Source organism: Microlunatus sp. GCM10028923, from assembly GCF_042666975.1.
Lineage (GTDB): Bacteria > Actinomycetota > Actinomycetes > Propionibacteriales > Propionibacteriaceae > Microlunatus.
The window spans coordinates 117,007-138,829 of the sequence record NZ_JBHTFF010000016.1 but is presented as its reverse complement, the minus strand read 5'-3'; the positions used below and the strand labels follow the sequence as shown (position 1 = coordinate 138,829).

Sequence of the window (21,823 nt, the reverse complement as noted above, 5' to 3'; positions counted from 1 at the left end):
GGCGAGGTTGTTGATCTTGCCGCCCGCTGGATTGAGGTGGAACCTGGGGCGGGGTGGCGGTGTAGTACGGGTGACGCGGGAGGAGGCGGCTATCGGCGACGGCGCGGAGGCGGCCGGGCCGGGTGGCGAGCGAGCGGCATTCGCCGACCTGGTCCGGATCCATGCGCCCGTCGCCAAGCGGGCGGCGGTGTTGTGGGGCGCCGGGGCGGAGGCCGACGACGTGGTGCAGGAGGCGTTCGTGAAGGCGTTCCGGGCGATGCCGCGGTTCCGGGCCGGGCAGGAGTTCCGGCCGTGGCTGCTGCGGATCGTGATCAACGAGGCACGGAACCTGCATCGCGGCCGGACCCGTCGGGAGCAGCGGGAGCAGCGCTGGTGGGGCGACCGGACGGTCAGCCACCCGGACACCGAGGCCATGGTGATCACGGCGGTCTCGGCCGAGACGCTGGGCGCCGCCGTGGACCGGCTGCCCGAGCCGCTGCGCGCGGTCGTGATCTGCCGCTATCTGCTGGAGCTGTCCGAGGCGGAGACGGCGGCCAGCCTCCGGGTGCCTCGCGGAACGGTGAAGTCACGGCTGTCCCGCGCACTGGTCCGGCTGCGGACGGAGGTGAGCGACGATGAATGATCAAGAACTCGAGACCGCCCTCCGCGAACTCGGCCACGGGGTACGGGTCGGGCCCGTCCCGGATGACCTCGCCGAGCGAGTGCTGGCCCGGGTCCCGGAGCGAAGCCGGCATCCGGTCCGTCGGTTCCTGCGCCGCCTGGTGATCGACGTCCGGGCCCGGCGCCGGTTGATCGCGGTGATCATCGCCGCCCTGATCGCCGGACTGCTGCTGGTCAGCCCGGTCCGCGCGGCGGTGATCGAATGGTTGCGGGTCGGCGGCATCGCCTTCCAGTCCGCGCCGGCGCCCTCCTCCCCCGCGACCGGAACGCCCGGAAGGCCGGGCCGGCCGATCATGGTCGAGGTCACCGACATCGGCACGGCCAGGACCATGATCGACTTCCCGATCGGGCTGCCGGACGAGCTCGGCCCGCCGAGCCGGGTCGCGGTGTCGGAGGACCGCCGGGTGGTCGAGCTGGAGTTCGAGACCGCCGAGGGAAAGGTGCTGTTGTCCCAGTTCGACGGCAGCATGATCGTCTTCGTGAAACGGAACTGGGACCGGTTCACCCGGCTCGAGGTGAACGGCCAGACCGCCATCTGGCTGCCCGACCCGCACACGATCTCGTACGTCGATCCGGCCGGCGTCGAGCACCCGGACGAGGCGCGCCGGTCCGGTCCGTCGCTCGCCTTCGAGACCGTGCCCGCCGGCGCCACCCGCCCGGTCACGGCCCGGCTCGAAGGACTCCTTGACCAGGAACGCGCGGTCGCGGTCGCCGAGTCGCTCAGGTTCGGCTGACCCGCGACCTCGTCCCGGAGCAGCGCGACGGCACCCAGGGCGTCGGCCGACACCAGCCCCAGGTCGCGCCGCGGAGCCTGCGGGCCGAACAGACCGGACCGAGCAGCTCGCCGAACGGGCCGGGATCCGACGGTCTTCGCCGCCTTCGGGCTCGCTCCCGTGTTCCAGGACTGAGCGGGCCCTCTGCACCTCCCGCGATTGATCAGTTAACGTATGCCGTAGTTCAAAGTTCGGCGTACCAAACTTTCAGATCAGGGAGGGCACACGATGCTGCGGTCAACCACGACGGGGCGAGTCGGCCGGATGCGCGCGGGCCTGGTGCTGCTCGGACCTGCCTTCGTCGCCGCGATCGCGTACGTCGATCCGGGCAACGTCGCCACCAACATCACCGCCGGGGCCAGCTACGGCTACCTCCTGGTCTGGGTCGTCGTCGCCGCGAACCTGATGGCCGGGCTGGTGCAGTTCCTGTCCGCGAAGCTCGGCCTGGCCACCGGCCGCTCGCTGCCCGAGGTGCTCGGCGATCGGCTGCCCCGGAAGGCCCGACTGGCGTACTGGGTGCAGGCCGAGCTGGTCGCGATGGCGACCGACCTGGCCGAGGTGCTCGGCGGTGCGATCGCCCTGAACCTGCTGTTCGACCTGCCACTGCTGGTGGGCGGCGTGATCACCGGCATCGTCTCGATCGGCCTGCTGGCGATCCAGAGCCGGCGCGGCCAGCGTCCGTTCGAGCGGGTGATCACCGGCCTGCTCGCGGTGATCACGATCGGCTTCTTCGCCGGGCTCTTCGTCGCCCCGCCGTCGCCGAGCGAGGCGGTCGGCGGGCTGCTGCCGCGATTCGCCGACACCGAGAGCGTGCTGCTGGCGGCGGGCATGCTCGGCGCCACCGTGATGCCGCACGCGATCTACCTGCATTCGGCGCTGGCCCGCGACCGGCACGGCCTGCAGCCGGTCGACGGCGAGGGGCGGCGGGTCATCTCGACCACCCGGTACGACGTCGGCGGCGCGATGCTGCTCGCCGGTGCGGTCAACCTGGCCATGCTGCTGCTGGCGGCCTCGGCCCTGCAGGACACCCAGACCGACGGCTCGCTCGAGGCCGCGCACGCCGCCGTCGGCGCCAACCTCGGCCCCGTGATCGCACTGCTGTTCGCGCTCGGGCTGCTCGCCTCCGGGTTCGCCTCGACCGCGGTCGGCTGCTACGCCGGCGCGGTGATCATGCAGGGCCTACTGCACCGGACGATCCCGCTGCTGTTGCGGCGGGTGATCACCCTGATCCCGGCCCTGGTCGTCCTCGCCGTCGGGATCGACCCGACCCGGGCCCTGGTGCTCTCGCAGGTGGTGCTGTCGTTCGGCATCCCGTTCGCCCTGATCCCGCTGGTGATCTTGACCGCCCGCCGGGACGTGATGGGTGATCATGTCTCGCACCGGGCGACCACCACGGTCGCGAGTCTGGTGGCCGCGGCGATCGTCACCCTCAACGTGGTCCTGATCGTGCTCACCCTGACCGGCGCGAGTTGATCACCGGCCGATAGGAGAAGCTTGGGCCATGGATCGCAACGCCTTGGCCCGGGACCTCGACAGCACCTGCCGCCTGCAGGGTTCGTTCACCGTACGGTCGGGACAGGTGGTGTCGGAGTACTTCGACAAGTACCGCTTCGAGTCCCGGCCGGACCTGCTCCGCCGGGTCGCCGAGGCGATGGTGCCGCTGCTGCCGCCGGAGACCGCCCTGCTCGGCGGGCTGGAACTCGGTGGCGTCCCGATCGCGACGATGGTGAGTTCGCTGACCGGCCTGCCGGTCGTGTTCGTCCGCAAGGCGCCGAAGACGTACGGGACGCTCCGGCTGGTCGAGGGTGCCGACGTCGCAGGGACGCGGGTCACCCTGATCGAGGACGTGATCACGACCGGCGGAGCGGTCCGCGACGGAGCGACCGGGCTGCGCGACCTCGGCGCGATCGTCGACACCGTCGTGTGCGCCATCGACCGGACCGGATCCGGCGGTTCGGCACTGGCCGGCGACGGCGTGGCCATCCGGTCCGTGCTGACCAAGGCCGACCTGGACGCCCAGCGCGGCTGACGATTCCGCCTCGCCCAACCTCCCGGCAACGCCGCCGGTGAAGGTCCAGTCACGGTTTCGCCCGGACTATTGACAACCCTTAGCAAAAGCCATTGACTTAGCGCAGTCGCGGCCCAGACACCTCCGGGTGAGGCGGGCCCGACGTCGATACCGCAGACACAGTGAGGTGATTGCGTATGGCAGTGCAGCCATCCCAGCAGGGGCTCGATCTGCCTGTACGACCAGGTGACCGGGCCACCAAGGCGACCAGTACGACCTCGTTTCGGCGCGGCCTGCGGCACAGCAAGATGCTGCTGCTGATGTGCCTGCCGGCGATCGTGTTCTTCGCGGTGTTCAGCTACGCACCGATGCCCGGCGCCTGGATCGCGTTCACCAACTTCAACTACCGCGACGGCATCTTCGGCAGCCCGTTCGTCGGCCTGCGCAACTTCGAGTTCTTGATCAAATCCGGCCAGCTCTGGCTGCTGACCAAGAACACGATCCTCTACAACCTGGCCTTCATCATCATCGGCAACATCCTGCAGATCGCGCTCGCGATCATGCTCAACGAGATCCGCTCGCGGTATTTCAAGAAGGTCAGCCAGGCCTTGATGTTCCTGCCGTACTTCGTATCCGTGGTGCTGATCGGCGTGATCGCGTTCAACCTGTTGAACTACGAGACCGGGACGGTCAACACGCTGATCGTCCAGGCCGGCGGCGACCCGCTCAAGCTCTACAGCATGGCGGGGGTCTGGCCCTTCATCATCATCCTGGCGCATGTGTGGCAGAGCACCGGTTACGGCTCGATCGTCTATTTCGCGGCGATCATGGGCCTGGACCAGTCGATGTTCGAGGCCGCCGCGATCGACGGCGCGTCCGCCTGGCAGCGCATCGTCCACATCATCCTGCCCAGCCTCAAGCCGACCTTCTTCATCCTGCTGCTGTTCTCGCTCGGCGGGATCATGCACGGCAACTTCGGCCTGTTCTGGAACCTGGTCGGCAACAACGCCCAGCTCTACGCGTCGACCGACATCATCGAGACCGCCGTCTACCGGATGCTGCTCGCGCAGAACAACTTCACGTCCTCCACGGCGGTCGGCCTCTACCAGTCCCTGTTCGGCTTCGTCCTGATCCTGGTCGTCAACTGGATCATGCGCCGGATCAACCCCGACTACGCGCTCTTCTGAGGTGGCTGAGATGACGACCCTGCACGCCTCGACGAAACAGTCCGCCCGGACCGAACCGCCGGCCAAGCCGCGGAAGCTGAAGCTCGACAGCAGCGAGGCGCTCCTCCGCACGGTGTCCTACGTCGCCGTCAGCCTGTTCGCGCTGATGTGCGTGCTGCCGTTCATCCTGATCGTCTCGGCCTCCTTCTCGGAGGAGTCCAAGATCGTCGAGAACGGCTTCAGCCTGGTGCCGCAAGGTTTCTCCACAGCGGCCTACGAGTTGATCTTCAGCGCTCCCCGGCAGATCATCGGCTCCTACGTGGTGACGATCGTGATGACGGTGTCCGGCGTGGCGATCGGGCTCGCGATCACCTCCATGACCGGCTATGCCCTGCAGCGCAAGGATTTCCCGCTGCGCAACTACATCTCCTTCTTCATCTACTTCACCACCCTGTTCTCGGCCGGCCTGGCCCCGACCTACCTGTGGATCGCCCGGACCCTCGGCCTGCGGGGGAACTACCTCGCGGTGTTCCTGCAGCTGCTGCTGTCCCCCTGGCTGATCATCCTGATGAAGAACTTCGCCCGTACGGTGCCGTACGAAGTGATCGAATCGGGCAAGATCGACGGCGCCGGCGACTTCCGGATCTTCGCCCAGCTGGTGCTGCCGATGCTCAAACCGGCGTTGGCGACCATCGGTCTCTTCACCGCCCTCAGCTACTGGAACGAGTGGTACCTGTCGTCGCTCTACCTCGGCAGCACTGTCGAGTTCCCGCCGCTGCAGTACCACCTCTACAACATCATCAACACCGCCAACGCGTTACGGAACTCGGTGGCCGGATCCAACGTGACGATCACCGATCTGCCCAGTAACACGCTCAAGATGGCCAGCGCCGTCGTGGCCACCGGCCCGATCATCCTGGTCTATCCCTTCGTCCAGAAGTACTTCGTCAGCGGCATCACCGTCGGTGCCGTCAAGGGCTAATCGCTCCCGCACAGTCCCTCACCGAAAGGACCGCCATGACTGGCTCCTCCCTCTCCCGCCGTGCCGTGATGGGCATGGCCCTGGCCGCCGGTGCCACCGGCCTGGCCGCCTGCACCTCGCCGTCGGAGGAGAACTCCGACGGCGCGCCGACCAAGATCACCATGCTCGCGCTGGGCGACAAGCCGACCAACGGCCGGCTGCAGAAGATGCTCGCGAAGCTCAACCCGCTGCTCACCGAGAAGGCCAACGCGACGCTCGACCTGTTCTACGTCGAATGGGCCGACTGGCAGACCCAGTACAACGTCCAACTGCTGTCCGGCGACTCCAAGATCGACTTGATCACCACCGCCACCGACTGGCTGTTCGCCTACGAGAACGCCCAGAAGGGCGCCTTCCTCGCCCTCGACGAGGAGACGATGAAGGCCAACGCGCCCAAGACCTGGGAGGCCGTCGGCGCCCGGGGCAACTGGGAGGTGTGCAAGGCCGCGGACGGGGAGATCTACTTCATCCCCGAGGACAACTTCACCCAGTGGACGAACCACGGCTTCTTCTATCGCGGGGACTGGGCGAAGGCGGCCGGGATCCCGGACGGCACCATCACCCGGTTCGAGCAGTTCACCGACTACTTCACCTGGGTGAAACAGAACCAGAAGAAGACCTACCCGTGGGACGTGGCCGGGACCAACACGTCGGCCCTGACCGGCTACCTGCAGGGCAAGACCGACGGCCAGACGATCCAGCAGATCAGCGCCGGCAACTACTACCCGTTCCAGACCACCAAGGCCGCCCCGTTCACGGTCGGCTCGTGGTTCATGGATTCGCCACTGTTGATCGAGGCTGCCAATCTGGCCAAGCAATGGAACGAGATCGGCGTGTGGCGGGAGGATGCGCTCAACTACGACGGCGACACCCGGGAGGCGCTCTACTCCGGGAAGTCCGGGGCCGATCAGCACCACACCCAGACCTTCGTCGGCGGCATCTGGTACAACCTGTCCACTCGGCAGAAGGGCTCCGATCCCAAGATGTACTGGTTCGGGCAGGAGACCAAGAACATCTTCCGTGATCTCAAGACCCACGGTGCGATGGCGGTCAGCGCGAACTCCAAGAATCCCGAGAAGGCGTTGCAGGTCTACGAACTGATCCGCAACGACGAGGAGTGCTACAAGCTGCTCAACTTCGGCATCGAGGGTTCCGACTACGTCATGAAGGACGGCAAGCTCGGCTACCCCGAGGGCTACGACCCGACCAAGGACGGCCTCGGCGCCAACTTCTGGGGCGGCCGGATGGACGAGTTCGAGCCGCCGCGGCTGGCCGATCATCCCGACAAGGAGGCGATCTTCACCGAGCTCGAGGGGCTGTCGTCGGACTACCCGTACTCGACGCTGTTGATCAACAAGGACATGATCGACTCCGGCCTCGCGGCCATGGGCTCGGTGCTGTCGAACTACATCCCGCAACTGCAGTACGGCAAGGCCAAGGACCCGCAGGCCATGATCGACGAGATGCGCAAGGAACTCGGCACCGCCGGCTACGAGGACGTCAAGCAGTCGATCCAGCAGGACCTGGACAAGTGGGCCACCGAGAAGGGCCTGAAGTAGCCGGCTGAGCAGGCCGGCGGCAACGGAGGCAGGAGTCCAGTGATCACGATCTTCAGCGCGAACTCGCCCGCGATGCGGTTCCTGTCGAAGCTGGCCGACCTGATGGTGCTGAACCTGCTGTTCGTGGCGACCTCGCTGCCGCTGGTCACCCTGGGCGCCTCCCTCACCGCCCTCAACGCCACCGCGATCAGCCTGGTCACCGACCGCTACGACTCGGTCCCGAGGACGTACTTCGACGCCTTCCGGAGCAACCTCCGGCAGGGCACCCTGCTCGGCCTGGCTGCGCTCGGGCTCGTCGCGGTCGTGGCGGCCTGGTACGTGGTCGTCGACCGGGCCGAGCTGGACTCGGTGGTACGGCTCGTCCTGTTCGCCGCCGTCCTGCTGCTGGCCTACCGGGTGGCCGGCACGCTGATCTTCGTGTTCCCGTACCAGGCCACCTTCTCGGATTCGGTCGGCCGGGTGCTGAACAACGCCCGGCGGATGTCCGCGCGGCATCCGTTGGCGGCGCTCGCGGTCCTGGTGGTGACGGTGCTCCCCGTCGTCGTCGGCGTCTACTACCCGCAGGTCTTCGGCTGGGGCATCGTCTGGCTGGCCTTCGGGTTCTCCGGGATCGCCTTCGTCAACGCCGTCGTTCTCGTCACCGTCTTCAAGAAGTACGGTCTCGAGGCCTGACGGTCGTCCGCATCCGTACCAGGAAAGGGATTCGCATGCGCAGTACGGTCATCGAGGCCTGGTCCTTCCTACCCGCCGACGACCCCGCCGCCTGGAAGCGGAACGCGGACGAGACCGCCTTCCGGCCCGTCACGGTACCGCACGACTGGGCGGTCGAGCATCCCTTCGACGAGTCCTGTTCCAGCGGCACGGGCTATCTGCCCGGCGGAGTCGGGTGGTACCGGACCCGCTGCTCGATCGGCGCGCTGGGACTTGATCAAGCCGCGGCCGTACGGCTGGTGTTCCACGGGGTCTACAAGAACGCGCAGGTGTGGGTGAACGGCTACCACGTGGGCGGCCGCCCGTCCGGCTGGTCGGAGTTCTCGTTCGACCTGACCGAGCTCGTCGGCTACGCGCCCGACGACGACCTGGTGATCAGTGTCCGGGTCGATCACCGCGATCTGGCGGATTCCCGGTGGTACAACGGATCCGGGCTGACCCGCCGGGTCGAGCTCCAGGCCCATGACGCGGTCTCGGTCGCCCACCACGGCACCATGATCACCACGCGCACCGCGAGTGCCGACCTGGCCGAGGTCAAGGTGGTTCAGCGGCTGGAGAATCACACCGACCAAGATCGGCGGGTCATCGTCGATCACCGGCTGGAGCCCCAACCGCGCCCTGAGCCTGTCGAAGGGCCGAGCCAGATCCGCCCTGGCCCTTCGACAAGCTCAGGGCACGAAGTCACGGTGCCGGCGCACGGCACGGTCGAGGTGTCGACGCATCTGCAGGTTGCGGACCCCCTGCTCTGGTCGGATGATCATCCGCACCTGTACCGCCTGGTCACCATGATCGACAACGAGAGCCGGCACGAGCTGGTGACCGGGCTGCGCACGTTCGCCTTCGACGCCGACACGGGATTCATGATCAACGGCGAGCGCCGGATCCTGCGCGGGGTGTGTCTGCACGAGGACGCCGGGCCGCTGGGGGTCGCCGTACCTCCCGAGGTGTGGCTGCGGCGCCTGCTGTTGCTCAAGGAGGGCGGCTGCAATGCCGTCCGGATGGCGCACAACCCGCACGCGCCCGAGCTGTACGAGCTGTGCGACCTGCTCGGTCTCTACGTGATCGACGAGGCCTTCGACGAGTGGGAGAACCCCAAGAACAAATGGTGGCAGGGCCACAACGTCTATCCGCCGAAGCACGAGGGCTACGCCCACGACTTCCCCGAGTGGCACGTCCGTGATCTTGAGGCGATGGTGGACGCGCACCGGCACCATCCGTCGGTGATCGCCTGGAGCATCGGCAACGAGGTCGACTACCCCAACGATCCGTACGCCAGCCCGAAGTTCCTCGAGATGACCGGCAACAACGACGCCGACAAGCCGGCCGCCGAACGCGCCTACGACCCGAACCGCCCCGACATCCGGCGGCTGACCACGATCGCGAACGACCTCATCGCCGTCGTCAAGGCGCGCGATGCCAGCCGGCCGGTGACGTACGCCGCGGCGTTCCCGGAGCTGTCCAGCACGACCGGCCTGTTCGAGCGGCTCGACCTGATCGGCTACAACTACAAGGAGCACCTGTACGCCGATGATCATCGGCGGTTCCCCGATCAACCGTTCGTCGGGAGCGAGACCTCGCACACCTATGCGGCCTGGCGGCATGCCGCCGACCAGGACTTCGTCGCCGGGCAGTTCCTCTGGACCGGTATCGACTACCTCGGCGAGACCCCCGGCTGGCCCAGTCACGGCTCGGCCGCCGGGCTGCTGACGACGGCCGGCTTCCCGAAGGAACGCTGGCACCTGCGGCGCAGCTGGTGGTCCGAGGTCCCGATGGTCCGGCTCGCCGTCCGGCCGGCCGGATCGACCGACGACCGGAGCCTGACCCGCCGGTGGACGACCGACGGCGAGCTCGAGGTGGCCTGCTTCACCAACGCCGACAAGGCGAGCGTGACCTGCGGGGCGGACCCGGTCGAGCTGGTCTTCGACGCCGACCTCGGCTACTGGCGGGGCACCGTCACGCCGGGCGGCGACCCGCTCATCGCCGAGGCGACGGTCGGCGACACGACGGTGCGCGACGAGCTGACCCTGGGGTCGGCGCCGGCCGCGCTGACGGCCGAGGTGTGGGCCGCTCCCGAGGCCTGGCGGGCCGGGCTGGTCCGCATCGCCGGCGGCCGCGCCGACGTGCACCAGGTCGAGTGCCGGGTGCTGGACCGGGACGGGCGGGTCGCCGGCGAGGACGTCCTGGTCACCGCTGAGGTCGACGGCGGCGAGCTGCTCGGGCTGGACAACGGAGACCTGTCCGACACCACGCCCTACCGATCCGATCGCCGGTCCACCCTGGATGGCATGCTCATCGCGTACGTACGCGGAGCCGGTGCCACCGTGACCCTGCGGGCGGAAGGACTGCCCGACCTCGTCGTCCGCGTACCGAAGGACCTGGAAGCCGGTCCCGACTGAGGGAGGAGGACCCGACGACGTGAGTACGCGGTCAGCGAGCGACATCCGCAACGAGAGCCGGTTCGCCGTGTTGCGCCAGCTGCTGTCCGCCGGGATGGCCACCCGGCAGCAGCTCGCCGTGGCCACCACGCTGAGCACGGCCACCGTGGCGAACGTGGTCGCGGAATTGCAGGACGCGGGCCTCGTCCACGTGGTCGGCAAGGGCGCCTCGGCCGGCCGGCCGTCGTCGAAGCTGGCGATCAACAACGAACCGCTCCGGCTGCTCGGCGTCGACATCGCGGAGACGTACGCGACCGCCGCCCTGTACTCGCTGTCGCTGGAGCACCTGGACGAACACACCGAGCCGCTGGACGACACGGACAACCAGCCCAGCACGGTCGTCGCCGGCGTGGCCGCAGCGGTGCGCGGCGTCCTCGCCAAGGCCGACGTCACCCCGGACCGGGTCGGCGGGATCGGCGTCTCGGTGCCCGGCCAGGTGATGCCCGGCACCGGCGTCTCGGTCTTCGCACCGAACTGGGACTGGCACCAGGTCAACCTGCGCGACCAGCTGGAGGAGAAGCTCGAGCTGACCGTCGGGGTGCACCTGGACAACCCGCTCAAGGCCGTGACGGTCGCGGCGCTCTGGCTGGGCAACAGGCCGGCCACCGACACGATGGTCGTGGTCAACCTCGGCACCGGCGTCGGGGCGGGGATCGCCATCGCCGGCCGCCTGGTCCGCGGCACCTGCAACAACGCGGGCGAATGGGGCCACACCACCCTGAGCCAGGACGGGCGCGCGTGCCGGTGCGGCCGCCGCGGCTGCGTCGAGGCCTACGTCGGCGTACCCGGGATGCAGGCGACGCTGGCCGAACTCGATCCCGACCACCCCGCCGCCGCACTGCACCAGGACGCCTTCATCGCGGCCGTCGTCGCCGGGCTCGAGGCCGACGACCCGATTATGACCGAGCTGCTCGACCGGACCTGTGCCTCGCTGGCGTACGGGCTGGGCGATCTGATCAACCTGCTCAACCCGGACCGGATCATGCTGTGCGGCTGGATGTTCCGGGCCCTGCGGACCTGGATCCTGCCGCGGCTCACCGAACTGGTCGCCGCGCAGGCCATGGAGGCGTCGCTGGATGTGGTGAGCATCGAGCCGCTGGAGATCGGCCGGAACCCGGTGACCGCGGGCATGGCGATCTTCGCGCTCGAGGACGTCCTCGCCCGGCGCGGCCTGCCCAGCCGGGTCGTCTGAGCGGAACGGTTCCGCGACCGGCGGTGTATTCCGGGCATGAGTGCCTTGATTCGGGTCGGAATGATCATCCTGGGCGTGCTGGCCGCCGGGCTCCTGGCCGCCACCCCGGCCGCCGCCGGCGGGCCGACCAGCGTGCTGATCGTCAACCCCGCCCACGAGCGGACCAGCTCGGCGTACACCGGCGACGCCCGCTATGAACGGCTCGCCGGCTACGTCGGCATCGACACCGGAGCCGGCGTCGAGCAGCCGTCCGGCGGCGAGTCGCCACCGGACGGGATCGAGAACGACTTCGGCAGCGAGATCCGGCTGACCTGGCTGATCCACGACATGTCCGTGTGGCGGGTCGACCAGATCTACCTGGGCCCGGAGGAGGTCTGGATCCACACCACCCAGACCTGGGACGACTCCCCGAACGCCGGGGTCTGGCACCGGGCCACCCAGCCGAACAAGCTCCAGGCCGCCCTGGCCGAGACCGGCGTCCTGCTGCCGGCTTCGCCCGGACCGACCTACTCCGAGCCCGACGCCGCGCCGCCGCCAGCCACGGCCGCCGCGGCCGCGACCGCCGGCGGCCCACCACTGCCGCTCACCGGAACTCTGTTCGGCCTGCTCGGGGTCGCCGTCGGCATCGCCGGAACCCTGGTGTTCAGGCAGGCCCGCCGGCCGCGTCCGGAGCGGATCGTCCTCAAGGGCTGACCGATGCGCCGGCCGTTCGCCGTACCGGCGATCATGGTCCTGCTGGCGATCCTGATCGCGCTCACGCCGTCCGCAGCGCATGCCGGTGAGCCGAGCAGCGTCCTGATCGCCGATCCGGCTCACCGGGTCGCTGTCTCCGCACACCGTGGCGACCCGCGCTACCGGCAGCTCGCCGCCGCCATCGGCTTCGACGGCGCCGAACTACCGAACGACGGTGCGTCGCCGCCCGCGATCGGGGCCGTGTTCCGGGCCGACCTGCGGCTCACCTGGTTGCGGGACGACACAGAGATCTGGCGGATCGATTTGATCTTCGTGACCCCGGCCGACGGGATCTGGATCGCCACCGGACCGTCCTGGATCAGCGAACCCGGTGACGCCGTCTGGCACCGCCCCGTCGACCCGGACCTGCTCCGCACCACGCTGATCGAGGCCGGGCTGGCGAAGTCCATCGCCGGAGCGTTCGTGCCCGCAGTGGATCCGCCCGCCGAGCCGAGCCGTGGTGTCCCGATCGTGGCGTACGTCCTCGGCGGAGCCCTGGTCGGCGCCGCGATCATGATCTTGGTCAGGGAGCGGCGGTGATCACCGCCGCCGTTCGCTGAGTGGACGAGAATGGCACGGAATCATGATCAAGAGCTGCCCCTTTCGTCCAGTCGGCGACAGAAAGAGCGCCGACCACGTACCACCACACAGCCGCGACCGTTCCTCCCACGCGCGACTGTTGCACCAGTCGCGGATCGGAACAACGGTCGCGGCTGCGGGAGTGGGTTGCGGTCAGGGTAGGCGGAGCAGGTATAGGCGGGCCGAGGTCAGGTCAGTCCAGCGACCGGCGAAGTCGAGGACTGACAGGGTGGCCGGTGGGTAGCGGCGGTCCAGGGTGATCAAGGACCCCGGGTCCGAGGTGGCCGGGTCGGCGAGGTCGTGGACCGCGCCCGGAACGGCCGGCGAGTGGCCGATCACGAGGGCGGTCCGGACGTCGTCGTCGAGCACCCGTACGGACTCGAGGATCGTGTCGCTGCCGCCGGTGTAGAGCGACTCGGCGAATTCGACCGGTCCGGTCAGGGCGAGGCCGTCGAGGGTCTGCCGGGTCCGGGCCGCTGTGGAGCAGAGCACCCGGTCGACCTGGATGCCCTGCTCACGCAGCCAGTCCCCGAGCGCGGCCGCCTCGGCGATACCGCGCTCGGTCAGCCGCCGGTCCCGGTCAGCGAAGCCGGGGCGGAACTCCTCGGTCGTCGCGTGACGCAACAGCAGCAACCGGTGGCTGATCATGAACCGAACCCTAGCCTCCTAGTACGCGCGGACGGCGACCACGTGGGCGCGCGGGGCGCCGTTGGTCGCGGCGATCACCAGGCGCAGACCGGCCAGCTCGGTGTCCGCCGGCAGCAGATGACTGCGCCGCCGGCGCCGGTTCTCGGTGACCTCGGTCAGCGACGTCCAGGCCCCGTCGACCAGGCCCTCCAGCCGGTAGTCGCGGACCAGGCCGGGCAGGACGTCGAACGGGGTCCGGTGGTGGTGCAGGTTGATCAGGTCCTCCTCCACCTCGTCGTCGAAGATGATCACGACCTCGCCGACCGTCTGCGGCTCCGGCCAGGCCAGTTCCAGCCACGGCTCCTGATCATGGTCGAGCTGCTCGGAAACCCACATCCGCGGGCCGCCGTATGGCCGCGCGTACTCGCCGATCACCCGTTCCGGCGCGTACGCCGTCGTCGGCTCGGCCAGCCGCAGGCAGATCCCGGACCGGTGCCACAGGTGCTTCCAGGCCCGCCACTGTTCGGTGTACATCTCCTCCGGCCCGGGCTCGCGGTGCCGGAAGAAGATCATCCCCGGCTCCACCTGATCACTGCGGTGCAGGGCCAGCTCGGGGTTGTCGGTGATCACCAGGAACCCGTTCTGCGGCTGGTCCGGCTGCCAGTCGAACGGCAGCGTCACCCACTGCTTCTCGCCGGCCGGGACCTGCACCTCGACCCGCTGCACCAGTTCGGACGGTACGTAGTTCTGCAACCGGCCGGTCCGGTGCAGCTCCGCCACCAGGGTCGTGTCCCGGCCGGCGTCGACGAGCACCTCGACCTCGCCCAGCCGCGGCCAGACCGGAACGATCATGGCGATCGGCTCGGCCATCGGGTGGGTCCCGGAGGACACCTCGACGTCGATCCGGCGCAGCGTCGACGACGCGGACACGGTGGCACCGAGAGCCAGGTCGGCCGGGTCGTCGTTGATCACGCCGAGGGTCGAGGCGTCACTGCGTACCAGGGCCCGGTGCACCTCCGGCAGGTGCCGGTCGACCAGCTCCCGCGGCGTCACGCCGAGCTCATGGGCCAGCGCCGCCGCCGCACCGGCCGCCTCGCCGCCCACCGCACAGGTCGCCATCACCCGGGTGGTCCCGAACGCGACGTGGCTGGCGCTGATGTTGCGGCCGGCCATCCACAGGTTCCGCACGTTCGCGGAATAGAAGCTGCGCAAGGGGATGTGGTAGTTGCCGTCGGAGAACCAATGCCGCGAACCGGCCTCGGTCGCGTACATGCCGCCGGGCGGGTGCAGGTCGATCGACCAGCCGCCGAACGCGACCCGGTCCGGGAACTCGGTCTGCTCCAGCACGTCGTGCTGGGTCAGCACATGATCACCGACGAAGCGGCGGTACTCCCGCTTGCCCGGCACCGCACCGATCCATTCCAGGGTCAGGTTGTCGGCGTCGAACTTCCCGGAGTTCTTGATGTGGTCCCAGATCCCGTACACGGCGGCCTGCAGCTCGTCGCGGATCCGTTCGTTGTCGTCGACGACGTCCAGCTCGCCGCCCCACTCGATCCACCAGTACGCGCAGCCGTTCAGCTCGGTCTTGATCACCCGGCGCTCCGGGATCGACGTGGTCGTGATGTCCAGCGCGAACGGCGGCGGCACGAACTTCACCGGGTGCCCGACATCCTTGGTGTAGAAGAGGATCGTGCTGCCCAACGTGTTGCTGTCCGGCACCTCCGGCGCCCAGGACTCGCCGAACTCCGACCGCGGTTCCCGGCCGGTACGGTAACGGGCGCCGGCCAGGAAGCCGATCAGCCCGTCGCCGGAACAGTCCAGGAACACGTCGGCGGTGAACGTGATCTCCCGCTCCGAGCCCATCTGCCAGCCGGTCACCGAGGTGATCACCCGGTCGTCCTCCGGCCCGGACGCCGCGACCGTGCGCACGTCGGTGTTCAGGAACACGTCGATCTTGTCCTCGGCCCGGACCGCCTCCAAGATCGTCAGATCCCAGTAGTACGGATTGCCGTCGGGATTGCGGAACTGGTTCTCCACGAACAACTCGCCCATGATCCCGGTCTCCCGGGCGAAGTGCTGCGAGCCGTGCGCGGTGGCGCCGCAGACCCAGACCCGGACCTCGCTGGACGAGTTGCCGCCGAGCACCGGCCGGTTCTGGATCAGCGCCACCCGCTTGCCGCCCCGGGCCGCGGCGATCGCGGCGCAGACGCCGGCCAGGCCACCCCCGACCACGACGAGCTCGTACGCCAGCTGTTCCGTTCTCATGATCGCTCCTGATCGCCTTCGTGTTCTTGGTCAACTGTGTGAATCGGCATGCCCAGTGAGTCCGGGGTTCGTTGTGCCACCAGGACGAAGATCAGTCCGGCGGCGAGCGTGTCGGTGGCCCGGCCGGCGAAGTAGCCGGTCCAGTTGGGGCCGTCCCGGATGCCGGTGTCGATCACCAGCTCCGCCTGCCGCGCCATCGTGGACCCGGTCGCGCCGGTGATCAGCGCGGCGGTGGCCCCGGCCTCCGCGGCCTGGTTGAGGAAACGGACCCCGTCGCGGTGTTCCCCGGAGCGGGAGATCGCCAGCGCGACGTCGCCCGGACCGAGCAGCCGCGCCGCGACCACGGCTTCCTGGTGACCCCGGTGGAACCAGGCCGGCCGGCCGATCCGGAGCAGCCGGATCTGCAGTTCCTCGGCCGGGATCGCGTCGCCCCACTCGCCGAAGATCGCGATCCGGCCGGCGTCGACGATCAGGTCGGCGAGCCGGCCGGCCACGTCCAGGTCGATCGCGGCGACGGCCGCGCGGAGGGCCTGGGCGTGGGTGCCGGCCAGGACGTCGAGCACCCGGCCCGGCGGGTCGGTCGGCGTGATCATGGTGCCGATGTCGGCCTCCCAGCCGGCCTGCAGGTCCCGGCCGTGGTCGGTCGCGATCGCGGCCCGCAGCGCCGGGAATCCCTCGTAGCCAAGGGCCGCCGCCAGCCGGGTCAGGGTGGCCGGCGAGGTCTCCGCGGCCGCCGCCAGGCTGGTGATCGAGCTCCGCCCGGCCAGGTCCGGCTGTTCCAAGATCAACTCGGCCACCCGGCGGGACGCCCCGGCCAGGTCCGGCAACAGGTCCTTGATCGACTTCAACGGTGCGTCCATGATCAGCTGTAGAAGAACTGTCCGCTGACGGTCGCGTCCAGGTCGCTGACCAGCCGGACCCAGTGCGCCGAGAACCCCTGCGGGAACACGTGGGTGACGGTCCGGCCGGGGTCGACCTCGATCGACGCGTACGTCCCGTACCGCCCGTGACCGTGGAAGTCGATCTCGATCGTCACCGTGATCGCCAGCTTGCCGTGGTTCTCCAGGTGCACGCACTTCCCGTCGAACCCGGTCATCAGGTACGGATCCGACGGCACATCGGCGGACACCGGCTCGATCCACCACGGCCCGCCCCAGCCGGCCGGCTTGCCGTACGACCAGAGATCGTCGGTCCTGCCGAACCAGAGGTTGGACTGCGGCTCCGCGGTGGTCGGGTTGAGCCCGTGGCTGGGCGAGGCGTTGTCGGCGCCGGTGACCAGCATCCCTTGCCAGGAACAGAAATCGCCGAGCACGGCGAGATGGGTGGAGATCGGCCGGACGCCCCAGACCCGGCCGCCGTAGGCCCACGGCGACAGCTCGTAGAACATCCCGTGGTGGTCCATCAGCAGCCGTTCGTGCTCCACCTCGCGGAGCCGCGGCCACTCGGTCTGCCACTTGTGATCGAAACAGTGCGACGCCTTCGGCAACCGGTACCGGGTCCACCGGTCGTCGGCCTCGGTGTAGACCTCCAAGATCGCCGACGCGGCATCCCAGCCGGTGGCGAAGATCGTGCCGCCGAACTCGTGCCGGCCGCCGATCCCGGTGAACGGCTTCTGCTCGATGATCTTCCAGGCGGTGCCGTCGTACTCGGCGAGCCGGCCGCGGGAACGCTCCCCGGCCCACTCCTCCTCGGCGTACTCGTTGGAGCAGACCACCAGCCGGCCGAAGCTGGTGTAGCAGTCCTTGTAGTGCACCTTGAACTCGCCCTCGGTGCCCAGTTCCTCGTTCAGGTCCCACACCTGGACCGCCGTCCGGTCCAGCAGGTCGAGCTCGAACACCTCGCCCTCCATCGCGAGCACGTACACCTTGCGGTCCGGCTCGGTCAGATGCCGCGAGGTGCCGCAGAGCCGGTGCGGCCGTAGTTCCTCGATCGTGGTGATCTTGTGCTCGGGATCGATCAGGTGCGGCCCGATGATCAAGGTCGAGGTCGGGAAGTGCACGAACCGATTGGTGTAGGTCCCGTCGACGCCGAGCGTCTCGGGCACGACCTCCATGGTCAGGTCGGCCGAGATCCGGCGCAGGCTGACCCCGGCGCCGCTGGCGGCCTTGTGCGAGTTGTAGTTCTGCACGTAGAGCTTGCCGTTCCACGGCATCAGCGCGCCGATGCCGATCTCGCTGCGCGGCGGACCGAAGTCGCCGACCTGAGCGAGGGAGGGGTAGATGCCGGACACGGACAGTGGTGGGTTCATGGCGGGCCCCTGGAGTCTGGCGATGATCGCTGTGCGACTGCAAGAGATTAACCCGAAATCACGCCGATTCAACTTCGATTGCAAATTCTTTTCACCTGATGGACCGGCCGAACACCCGCCCAGGAGGGTGGCACCACCCTCCTAGGCTTCTCACTCCGCCCCGGAAAGGAACGACGATGCCCGACGCGCTGGACCGCCTGCCCACCGAGGAACGCGACTGGCTGGCCTCGATCACCCTCGTCGATGACCTGCCGCCGGTGCCCGAGGGCGCCGAGCTGCTGCACGTCCTGGCCGACCTCGGCGTACCGCACGTCGACCTGGACCGGCTGCTCCGGCTGCGTCCGGCACTGGACCGGAAGGCCGAGGTACGGGAGCTGGTCGACCGGCTGCTCAGCGTCCTGCTGACCGGTCTCGGCGACAGCGAACGGCTGGGCCGGGAGCCCGACCTCGGCGACCCGGGCGACGAACTGTTCGCCTACTGGCCGGTCTACGCCTTCGCGGCGATGGTGGGCGAGACCCGGCGCTGGCACGCCGCCCGGGACATCGACGAGGCGATCACCCGGCACACGCTGGCCGACCTGGGCCGGCAGTTGACCCTTCACCGGCGGCGGCTCGGCCGGGGCGGGCTGACCGACAACCTGGGCTGGCTGGCCGACCACTTCCAGGGCCGGCTCTACCAGCTCGGCCGGCTGCAGTTCGAGCTGGCCGGACTCGGCCGCACCACCAGCGCGGAGATCCGCTCCGCGGGCGTCGACGCCGAGCCGGGCGAGCCGGTCGTCGCCGTACACCTGCCGGACTACTGCGGCCCGATCGACGAGCGCGCCTGCACCGCGTCGTTCGAGGCGGCGCTGGACTTCTTCCCGCGCCACTTCCCGGACCATCCGGCCCGGTTCTTCACCTGTCACTCCTGGCTGCTCGACCCGCAGCTGACCGACCTGTTGCCGGAGTCCAACATCGCGGCGTTCCAGCGCCGGTTCACGATCACCCAGCGCCGGAAGCAGCGCGACGACGAGGGGCCGTTCCTGTTCGTGTTCGGCACCCGGGACGTCGCCGGCCGGGACCGGCTGCCCCGGCACAGCTCCCTGCAGCGCGCCGTGATCGACCACCTGGACGGCGGCGGCCACTGGTATCTGGGTGCCGGCTGGCGGCCGTTCGCGGCGGAAGCCTGATCCGACGGCTGGGCCGAACGGGGTGCGCCGGGAGACAATGAGGATCGTGCGCTTCCTGAAGACTCCCCCTGCCCATGACCTGACGTACAGCGACGTGTTCATGGTGCCGAACCGGTCCTCGATCACGTCCCGGCTGGACGTCGACCTGGCCAGCACCGACGGGGTCGGCACCACGCTGCCGATCGTGGTGGCCAACATGACGGCGATCTCCGGCCGCCGGATGGCCGAGACGGTTGCCCGGCGCGGCGGGGTCGCGATCATCCCGCAGGACATCCCGACCGATGTCGTCGGCGAGACGATCGGCAAGGTCAAGGGCTCCCATCCGGTCTTCGACACCCCGATCTCGGTGGCGCCGCACAGCACGGTCGGCGAGGCGATGTCGCTGCTCGGCAAGCGGGCGCACGGCGTCGTCGTGGTGGTCGAGGACGGCAAGCCGCTGGGTACGGTGAGCGAGGCCGACGCGGCCGGCGTGGACCGGTTCGCCCAGGTGCACGAGGTGATGTCGGATGACCTGGCGATCGTCTCGCCGGACACCTCACCGGAGGCGATCTTCGACGCCCTCAGCGCGCGGCACCTGCACGTCGCCCTGGTCGTCGACCAGGACCGGCTGCTCGGCGTGATGACCCGTCGGCACGCGATCCGCTCCACCCTCTACCGGCCGGCGCTGGATCCCGACGGGAAGTTGATCATCGGTGCCGCGGTCGGCATCAACGGTGACGTCGCGGGCCGGGCCGAGTCGCTGCTCTCCTCCGGCGTCGACGTCCTGGTGATCGACACCGCGCACGGCCACCAGGAGAAGATGATCACTTCGCTGAAGGCGGTCCGCGAGGTCCGGGACCGGCTGGCCGACGCCGGCGGTCGCCGGGTGCCGCTGGTCGCCGGCAACGTCGTCTCGGCCGACGGGGTGGCGGATCTGATCGACGGCGGCGCCGACGTGATCAAGGTCGGGGTCGGGCCGGGCGCCATGTGCACGACCCGGATGATGACCGGCGTCGGCCGGCCGCAGTTCAGCGCGGTGCTGGAGTGCGCCGAGGCCGCCCGGTCCGCCGGCAAGGCGATCTGGGCCGACGGCGGCGTGCGCTACCCGCGCGACGTCGCGCTGGCCCTCGCCGCCGGTGCCGGCAGCGTCATGATCGGCTCCTGGTTCGCGGGCACGTACGAGAGCACCGGCAACCTGCTCGCCGACGCCGAGGGCCGGATGTACAAGGAGTCGTACGGGATGGCCAGCGCCCGCGCCGTGAAGCTGCGCACCCGGACCCAGAGCGGCTTCGAGCGGGCCCGGGCCGGCCTGTTCGAGGAGGGCATCTCCTCGTCCCGGATGTATCTCGACCCGGAGCGGCCCAGCGTCGAGGACCTGATCGACTCGATCGTCGCCGGGGTACGCAGCTCGTGCACCTACGCCGGCGCCTCGTCGCTGGAGGAGTTCCACCGGCTGGCCACGGTCGGGGTGCAGTCCAGCTCCGGTTACGAGGAAGGCCGCCCGCTGCACGCCTCCTGGTGACCTCGGTCAGGGACCGAGGACGCGGCGGCCGACCAGGTCCCGGCACACCTCGACCGAGTACGCCATCAGCGCGCCCGCCTGGGCGTCACGGAAGTGGCGCTGGATCGGCGAGGTGCGCAGGAACCCGGAGCCGCCGCCGATCCGCAGGGCCAGGTCGGCGACCCGCTTCGCCACCTGGTTCGCGTACAGCTTGGCCTCGACGGCCGATTCCATCGCCCCCGGTTCGCCGTGATCGGCCAGCCACATCGTGCGTTCGCACAGCAGCCGGGCCGCGGTCAGTTCGGCCCGCGCATCGGCCGTGTCGAACGTGACCCACTGCAGCTCGGCCAGCGGCGCTCCGGTGGTCGGCAGCACCCGGGTCCGGGCGTGCTCGACCAGGGCGTCCAGGGCCGCCTCGGCGACGCCGATCGACAGCCAGCCCAGGCCGAGCGCGATGATGTTCGGCTCGCCGCGGACCATCCGGACGCACCGGTTCTCTTCGCGGAGGACCGTACCGCCGAAGTTGAGCAGCTGACTGCGGGTGCCGCGCAACCCCATCGCATCCCAGATCGGTACGCCCTCGATGCTGTCGTCGGCCGGCACCCCGAAGAACGCGGGACCGTCGTCGAGCAGCGCGTTGACCAGGAAGTGGTCCGCGATCTCGCAGCCGGAGACGAACCGCTTCGCCCCGTCCAGCCGATGGCCGCCTTCGACCGGCTCGGCCCGCTGCAGCGGCATCAGGAACAGGTTGCCGCCGGTCGGCTCCGACAACGCGTTGGCGAACCGCCGGCCGGCCGTGACCTCGCCGGCGTAGAAGGCCGACCGGTCCGGCGCGGTGTAGCGGACCAGGGTCAGCGCGGCGCCGATGTGCATCAGCCAGATGCAGGCGGTCGACGGGCAGGCCCGGCCGACGATCCGCAGGATCTCCCCGAGACTCTGGTACGAAAGCCCGCCGCCACCATGCTCGACCGGGAGCGCGGCGACGTCGACGCCCGCGGCCTGCAGCGCGGTCAGGTTGTCGACCGGCAGGCTGGCCTGCTCGTCGTGCTCGGCGGCGCGGGCCGCGAAGCCCGGCGCGAGCTCCGTGACGGCCTCGATCCAGCGTTGCTCTTCGACGGGTACGGCGAACGGCGATGCAGCCACGGCCGCCAGCCTAGAACCTCGACGAATCCGCCGCGCGAGGTCGGCCGAGATTCCG

At 69.5% G+C, this 21,823-nt stretch carries 19 protein-coding genes; 14 read left to right on the top strand and 5 right to left on the bottom strand.

What is annotated here, in order from left to right; genetic code table 11:
- The first annotated feature begins 70 nt into the window (after positions 1 to 70).
- The 12 genes from ACFQU4_RS31015 to ACFQU4_RS30960 all read left to right on the top strand — a co-directional run bounded on the left by ACFQU4_RS31015 (position 71) and on the right by ACFQU4_RS30960 (position 12,797).
- Entirely contained in the window at positions 71 to 622 is a 552-nt protein-coding gene (locus ACFQU4_RS31015; protein ID WP_377499623.1) for an RNA polymerase sigma factor, read from the top strand.
- On the top strand, positions 615 to 1,394 hold the full coding sequence (locus tag ACFQU4_RS31010; protein WP_377499621.1) for a hypothetical protein: 780 nt from the start codon (positions 615 to 617) through the stop codon (positions 1,392 to 1,394). Before ACFQU4_RS31015 ends, ACFQU4_RS31010 begins: the two co-directional genes overlap by 8 nt.
- A 267-nt stretch (positions 1,395 to 1,661) precedes the next feature.
- Positions 1,662 to 2,906: an Nramp family divalent metal transporter gene (locus ACFQU4_RS31005; RefSeq protein ID WP_377499619.1), complete on the top strand. Its 1,245-nt coding sequence runs from the start codon at positions 1,662 to 1,664 to the stop codon at positions 2,904 to 2,906.
- 28 nt (positions 2,907 to 2,934) lie between these two features.
- Entirely contained in the window at positions 2,935 to 3,462 is a 528-nt protein-coding gene (locus ACFQU4_RS31000) for an orotate phosphoribosyltransferase (RefSeq protein ID WP_377499617.1), read from the top strand.
- 176 nt (positions 3,463 to 3,638) lie between these two features.
- Positions 3,639 to 4,628, top strand: a complete 990-nt coding sequence (locus ACFQU4_RS30995) for an ABC transporter permease (RefSeq protein WP_377499615.1) — start codon at positions 3,639 to 3,641, stop codon at positions 4,626 to 4,628.
- Positions 4,629 to 4,638: 10 nt separating this feature from the next.
- Positions 4,639 to 5,589 carry a carbohydrate ABC transporter permease gene (locus ACFQU4_RS30990; protein ID WP_377499613.1) on the top strand — a complete coding sequence of 317 codons (951 nt, stop codon included), beginning with the start codon at positions 4,639 to 4,641 and terminating at the stop codon, positions 5,587 to 5,589.
- 35 nt (positions 5,590 to 5,624) lie between these two features.
- Complete coding sequence (locus tag ACFQU4_RS30985) at positions 5,625 to 7,187, top strand: DUF3502 domain-containing protein (protein ID WP_377499611.1); 1,563 nt, start codon at positions 5,625 to 5,627, stop codon at positions 7,185 to 7,187.
- A gap of 39 nt (positions 7,188 to 7,226) precedes the next feature.
- A complete protein-coding gene (locus tag ACFQU4_RS30980; RefSeq protein ID WP_377499609.1) occupies positions 7,227 to 7,859 on the top strand; it encodes a DUF624 domain-containing protein in 633 nt (210 codons plus the stop codon).
- Positions 7,860 to 7,894: 35 nt separating this feature from the next.
- Positions 7,895 to 10,294 (top strand): glycoside hydrolase family 2 TIM barrel-domain containing protein, encoded by a 2,400-nt coding sequence (locus ACFQU4_RS30975; RefSeq protein ID WP_377499607.1) that lies wholly within the window; start codon positions 7,895 to 7,897, stop codon positions 10,292 to 10,294.
- A 19-nt stretch (positions 10,295 to 10,313) separates the two neighbouring features.
- Positions 10,314 to 11,525, top strand: coding sequence for an ROK family protein (locus ACFQU4_RS30970; RefSeq protein ID WP_377499605.1), 1,212 nt, complete (start codon positions 10,314 to 10,316; stop codon positions 11,523 to 11,525).
- 36 nt (positions 11,526 to 11,561) lie between these two features.
- Positions 11,562 to 12,218, top strand: a complete 657-nt coding sequence (locus ACFQU4_RS30965; protein ID WP_377499603.1) for a hypothetical protein — start codon at positions 11,562 to 11,564, stop codon at positions 12,216 to 12,218.
- 3 nt (positions 12,219 to 12,221) lie between these two features.
- Positions 12,222 to 12,797: a hypothetical protein gene (locus tag ACFQU4_RS30960; protein WP_377499601.1), complete on the top strand. Its 576-nt coding sequence runs from the start codon at positions 12,222 to 12,224 to the stop codon at positions 12,795 to 12,797.
- Positions 12,798 to 12,989: 192 nt separating this feature from the next.
- Here ACFQU4_RS30960 and ACFQU4_RS30955 read toward each other — a convergent pair whose 3' ends face one another.
- From ACFQU4_RS30955 to ACFQU4_RS30940, 4 genes are read right to left on the bottom strand one after another with little or no spacing between them, the layout of a single operon-like run.
- Entirely contained in the window at positions 12,990 to 13,484 is a 495-nt protein-coding gene (locus tag ACFQU4_RS30955) for a SixA phosphatase family protein (protein ID WP_377499599.1), read from the bottom strand.
- A gap of 18 nt (positions 13,485 to 13,502) precedes the next feature.
- Positions 13,503 to 15,728 (bottom strand): FAD-dependent oxidoreductase, encoded by a 2,226-nt coding sequence (locus ACFQU4_RS30950; RefSeq protein WP_377499597.1) that lies wholly within the window; start codon positions 15,726 to 15,728, stop codon positions 13,503 to 13,505.
- The gene (locus ACFQU4_RS30945; protein ID WP_377499595.1) at positions 15,725 to 16,588 is read right to left on the bottom strand and encodes a MurR/RpiR family transcriptional regulator; all 864 of its coding nucleotides are present in this window, start codon (positions 16,586 to 16,588) and stop codon (positions 15,725 to 15,727) included. Before ACFQU4_RS30945 ends, ACFQU4_RS30950 begins: the two co-directional genes overlap by 4 nt.
- Positions 16,589 to 16,590: 2 nt before the next feature.
- Entirely contained in the window at positions 16,591 to 17,976 is a 1,386-nt protein-coding gene (locus tag ACFQU4_RS30940; protein WP_377499593.1) for a hypothetical protein, read from the bottom strand.
- A 176-nt stretch (positions 17,977 to 18,152) separates the two neighbouring features.
- Between ACFQU4_RS30940 and ACFQU4_RS30935 the strand changes: the two genes are divergently transcribed.
- Together ACFQU4_RS30935 and ACFQU4_RS30930 are read left to right on the top strand one after the other, a co-directional pair.
- Positions 18,153 to 19,145 carry an acyltransferase domain-containing protein gene (locus ACFQU4_RS30935; protein WP_377499591.1) on the top strand — a complete coding sequence of 331 codons (993 nt, stop codon included), beginning with the start codon at positions 18,153 to 18,155 and terminating at the stop codon, positions 19,143 to 19,145.
- A gap of 37 nt (positions 19,146 to 19,182) precedes the next feature.
- On the top strand, positions 19,183 to 20,646 hold the full coding sequence (locus ACFQU4_RS30930; protein ID WP_377499589.1) for a GuaB1 family IMP dehydrogenase-related protein: 1,464 nt from the start codon (positions 19,183 to 19,185) through the stop codon (positions 20,644 to 20,646).
- A gap of 6 nt (positions 20,647 to 20,652) precedes the next feature.
- On the opposite strand, the gene ACFQU4_RS30925 is transcribed toward ACFQU4_RS30930, so the two are convergent.
- Positions 20,653 to 21,768: an acyl-CoA dehydrogenase family protein gene (locus tag ACFQU4_RS30925; RefSeq protein ID WP_377499587.1), complete on the bottom strand. Its 1,116-nt coding sequence runs from the start codon at positions 21,766 to 21,768 to the stop codon at positions 20,653 to 20,655.
- Between the last annotated feature and the right edge of the window lie 55 nt (positions 21,769 to 21,823).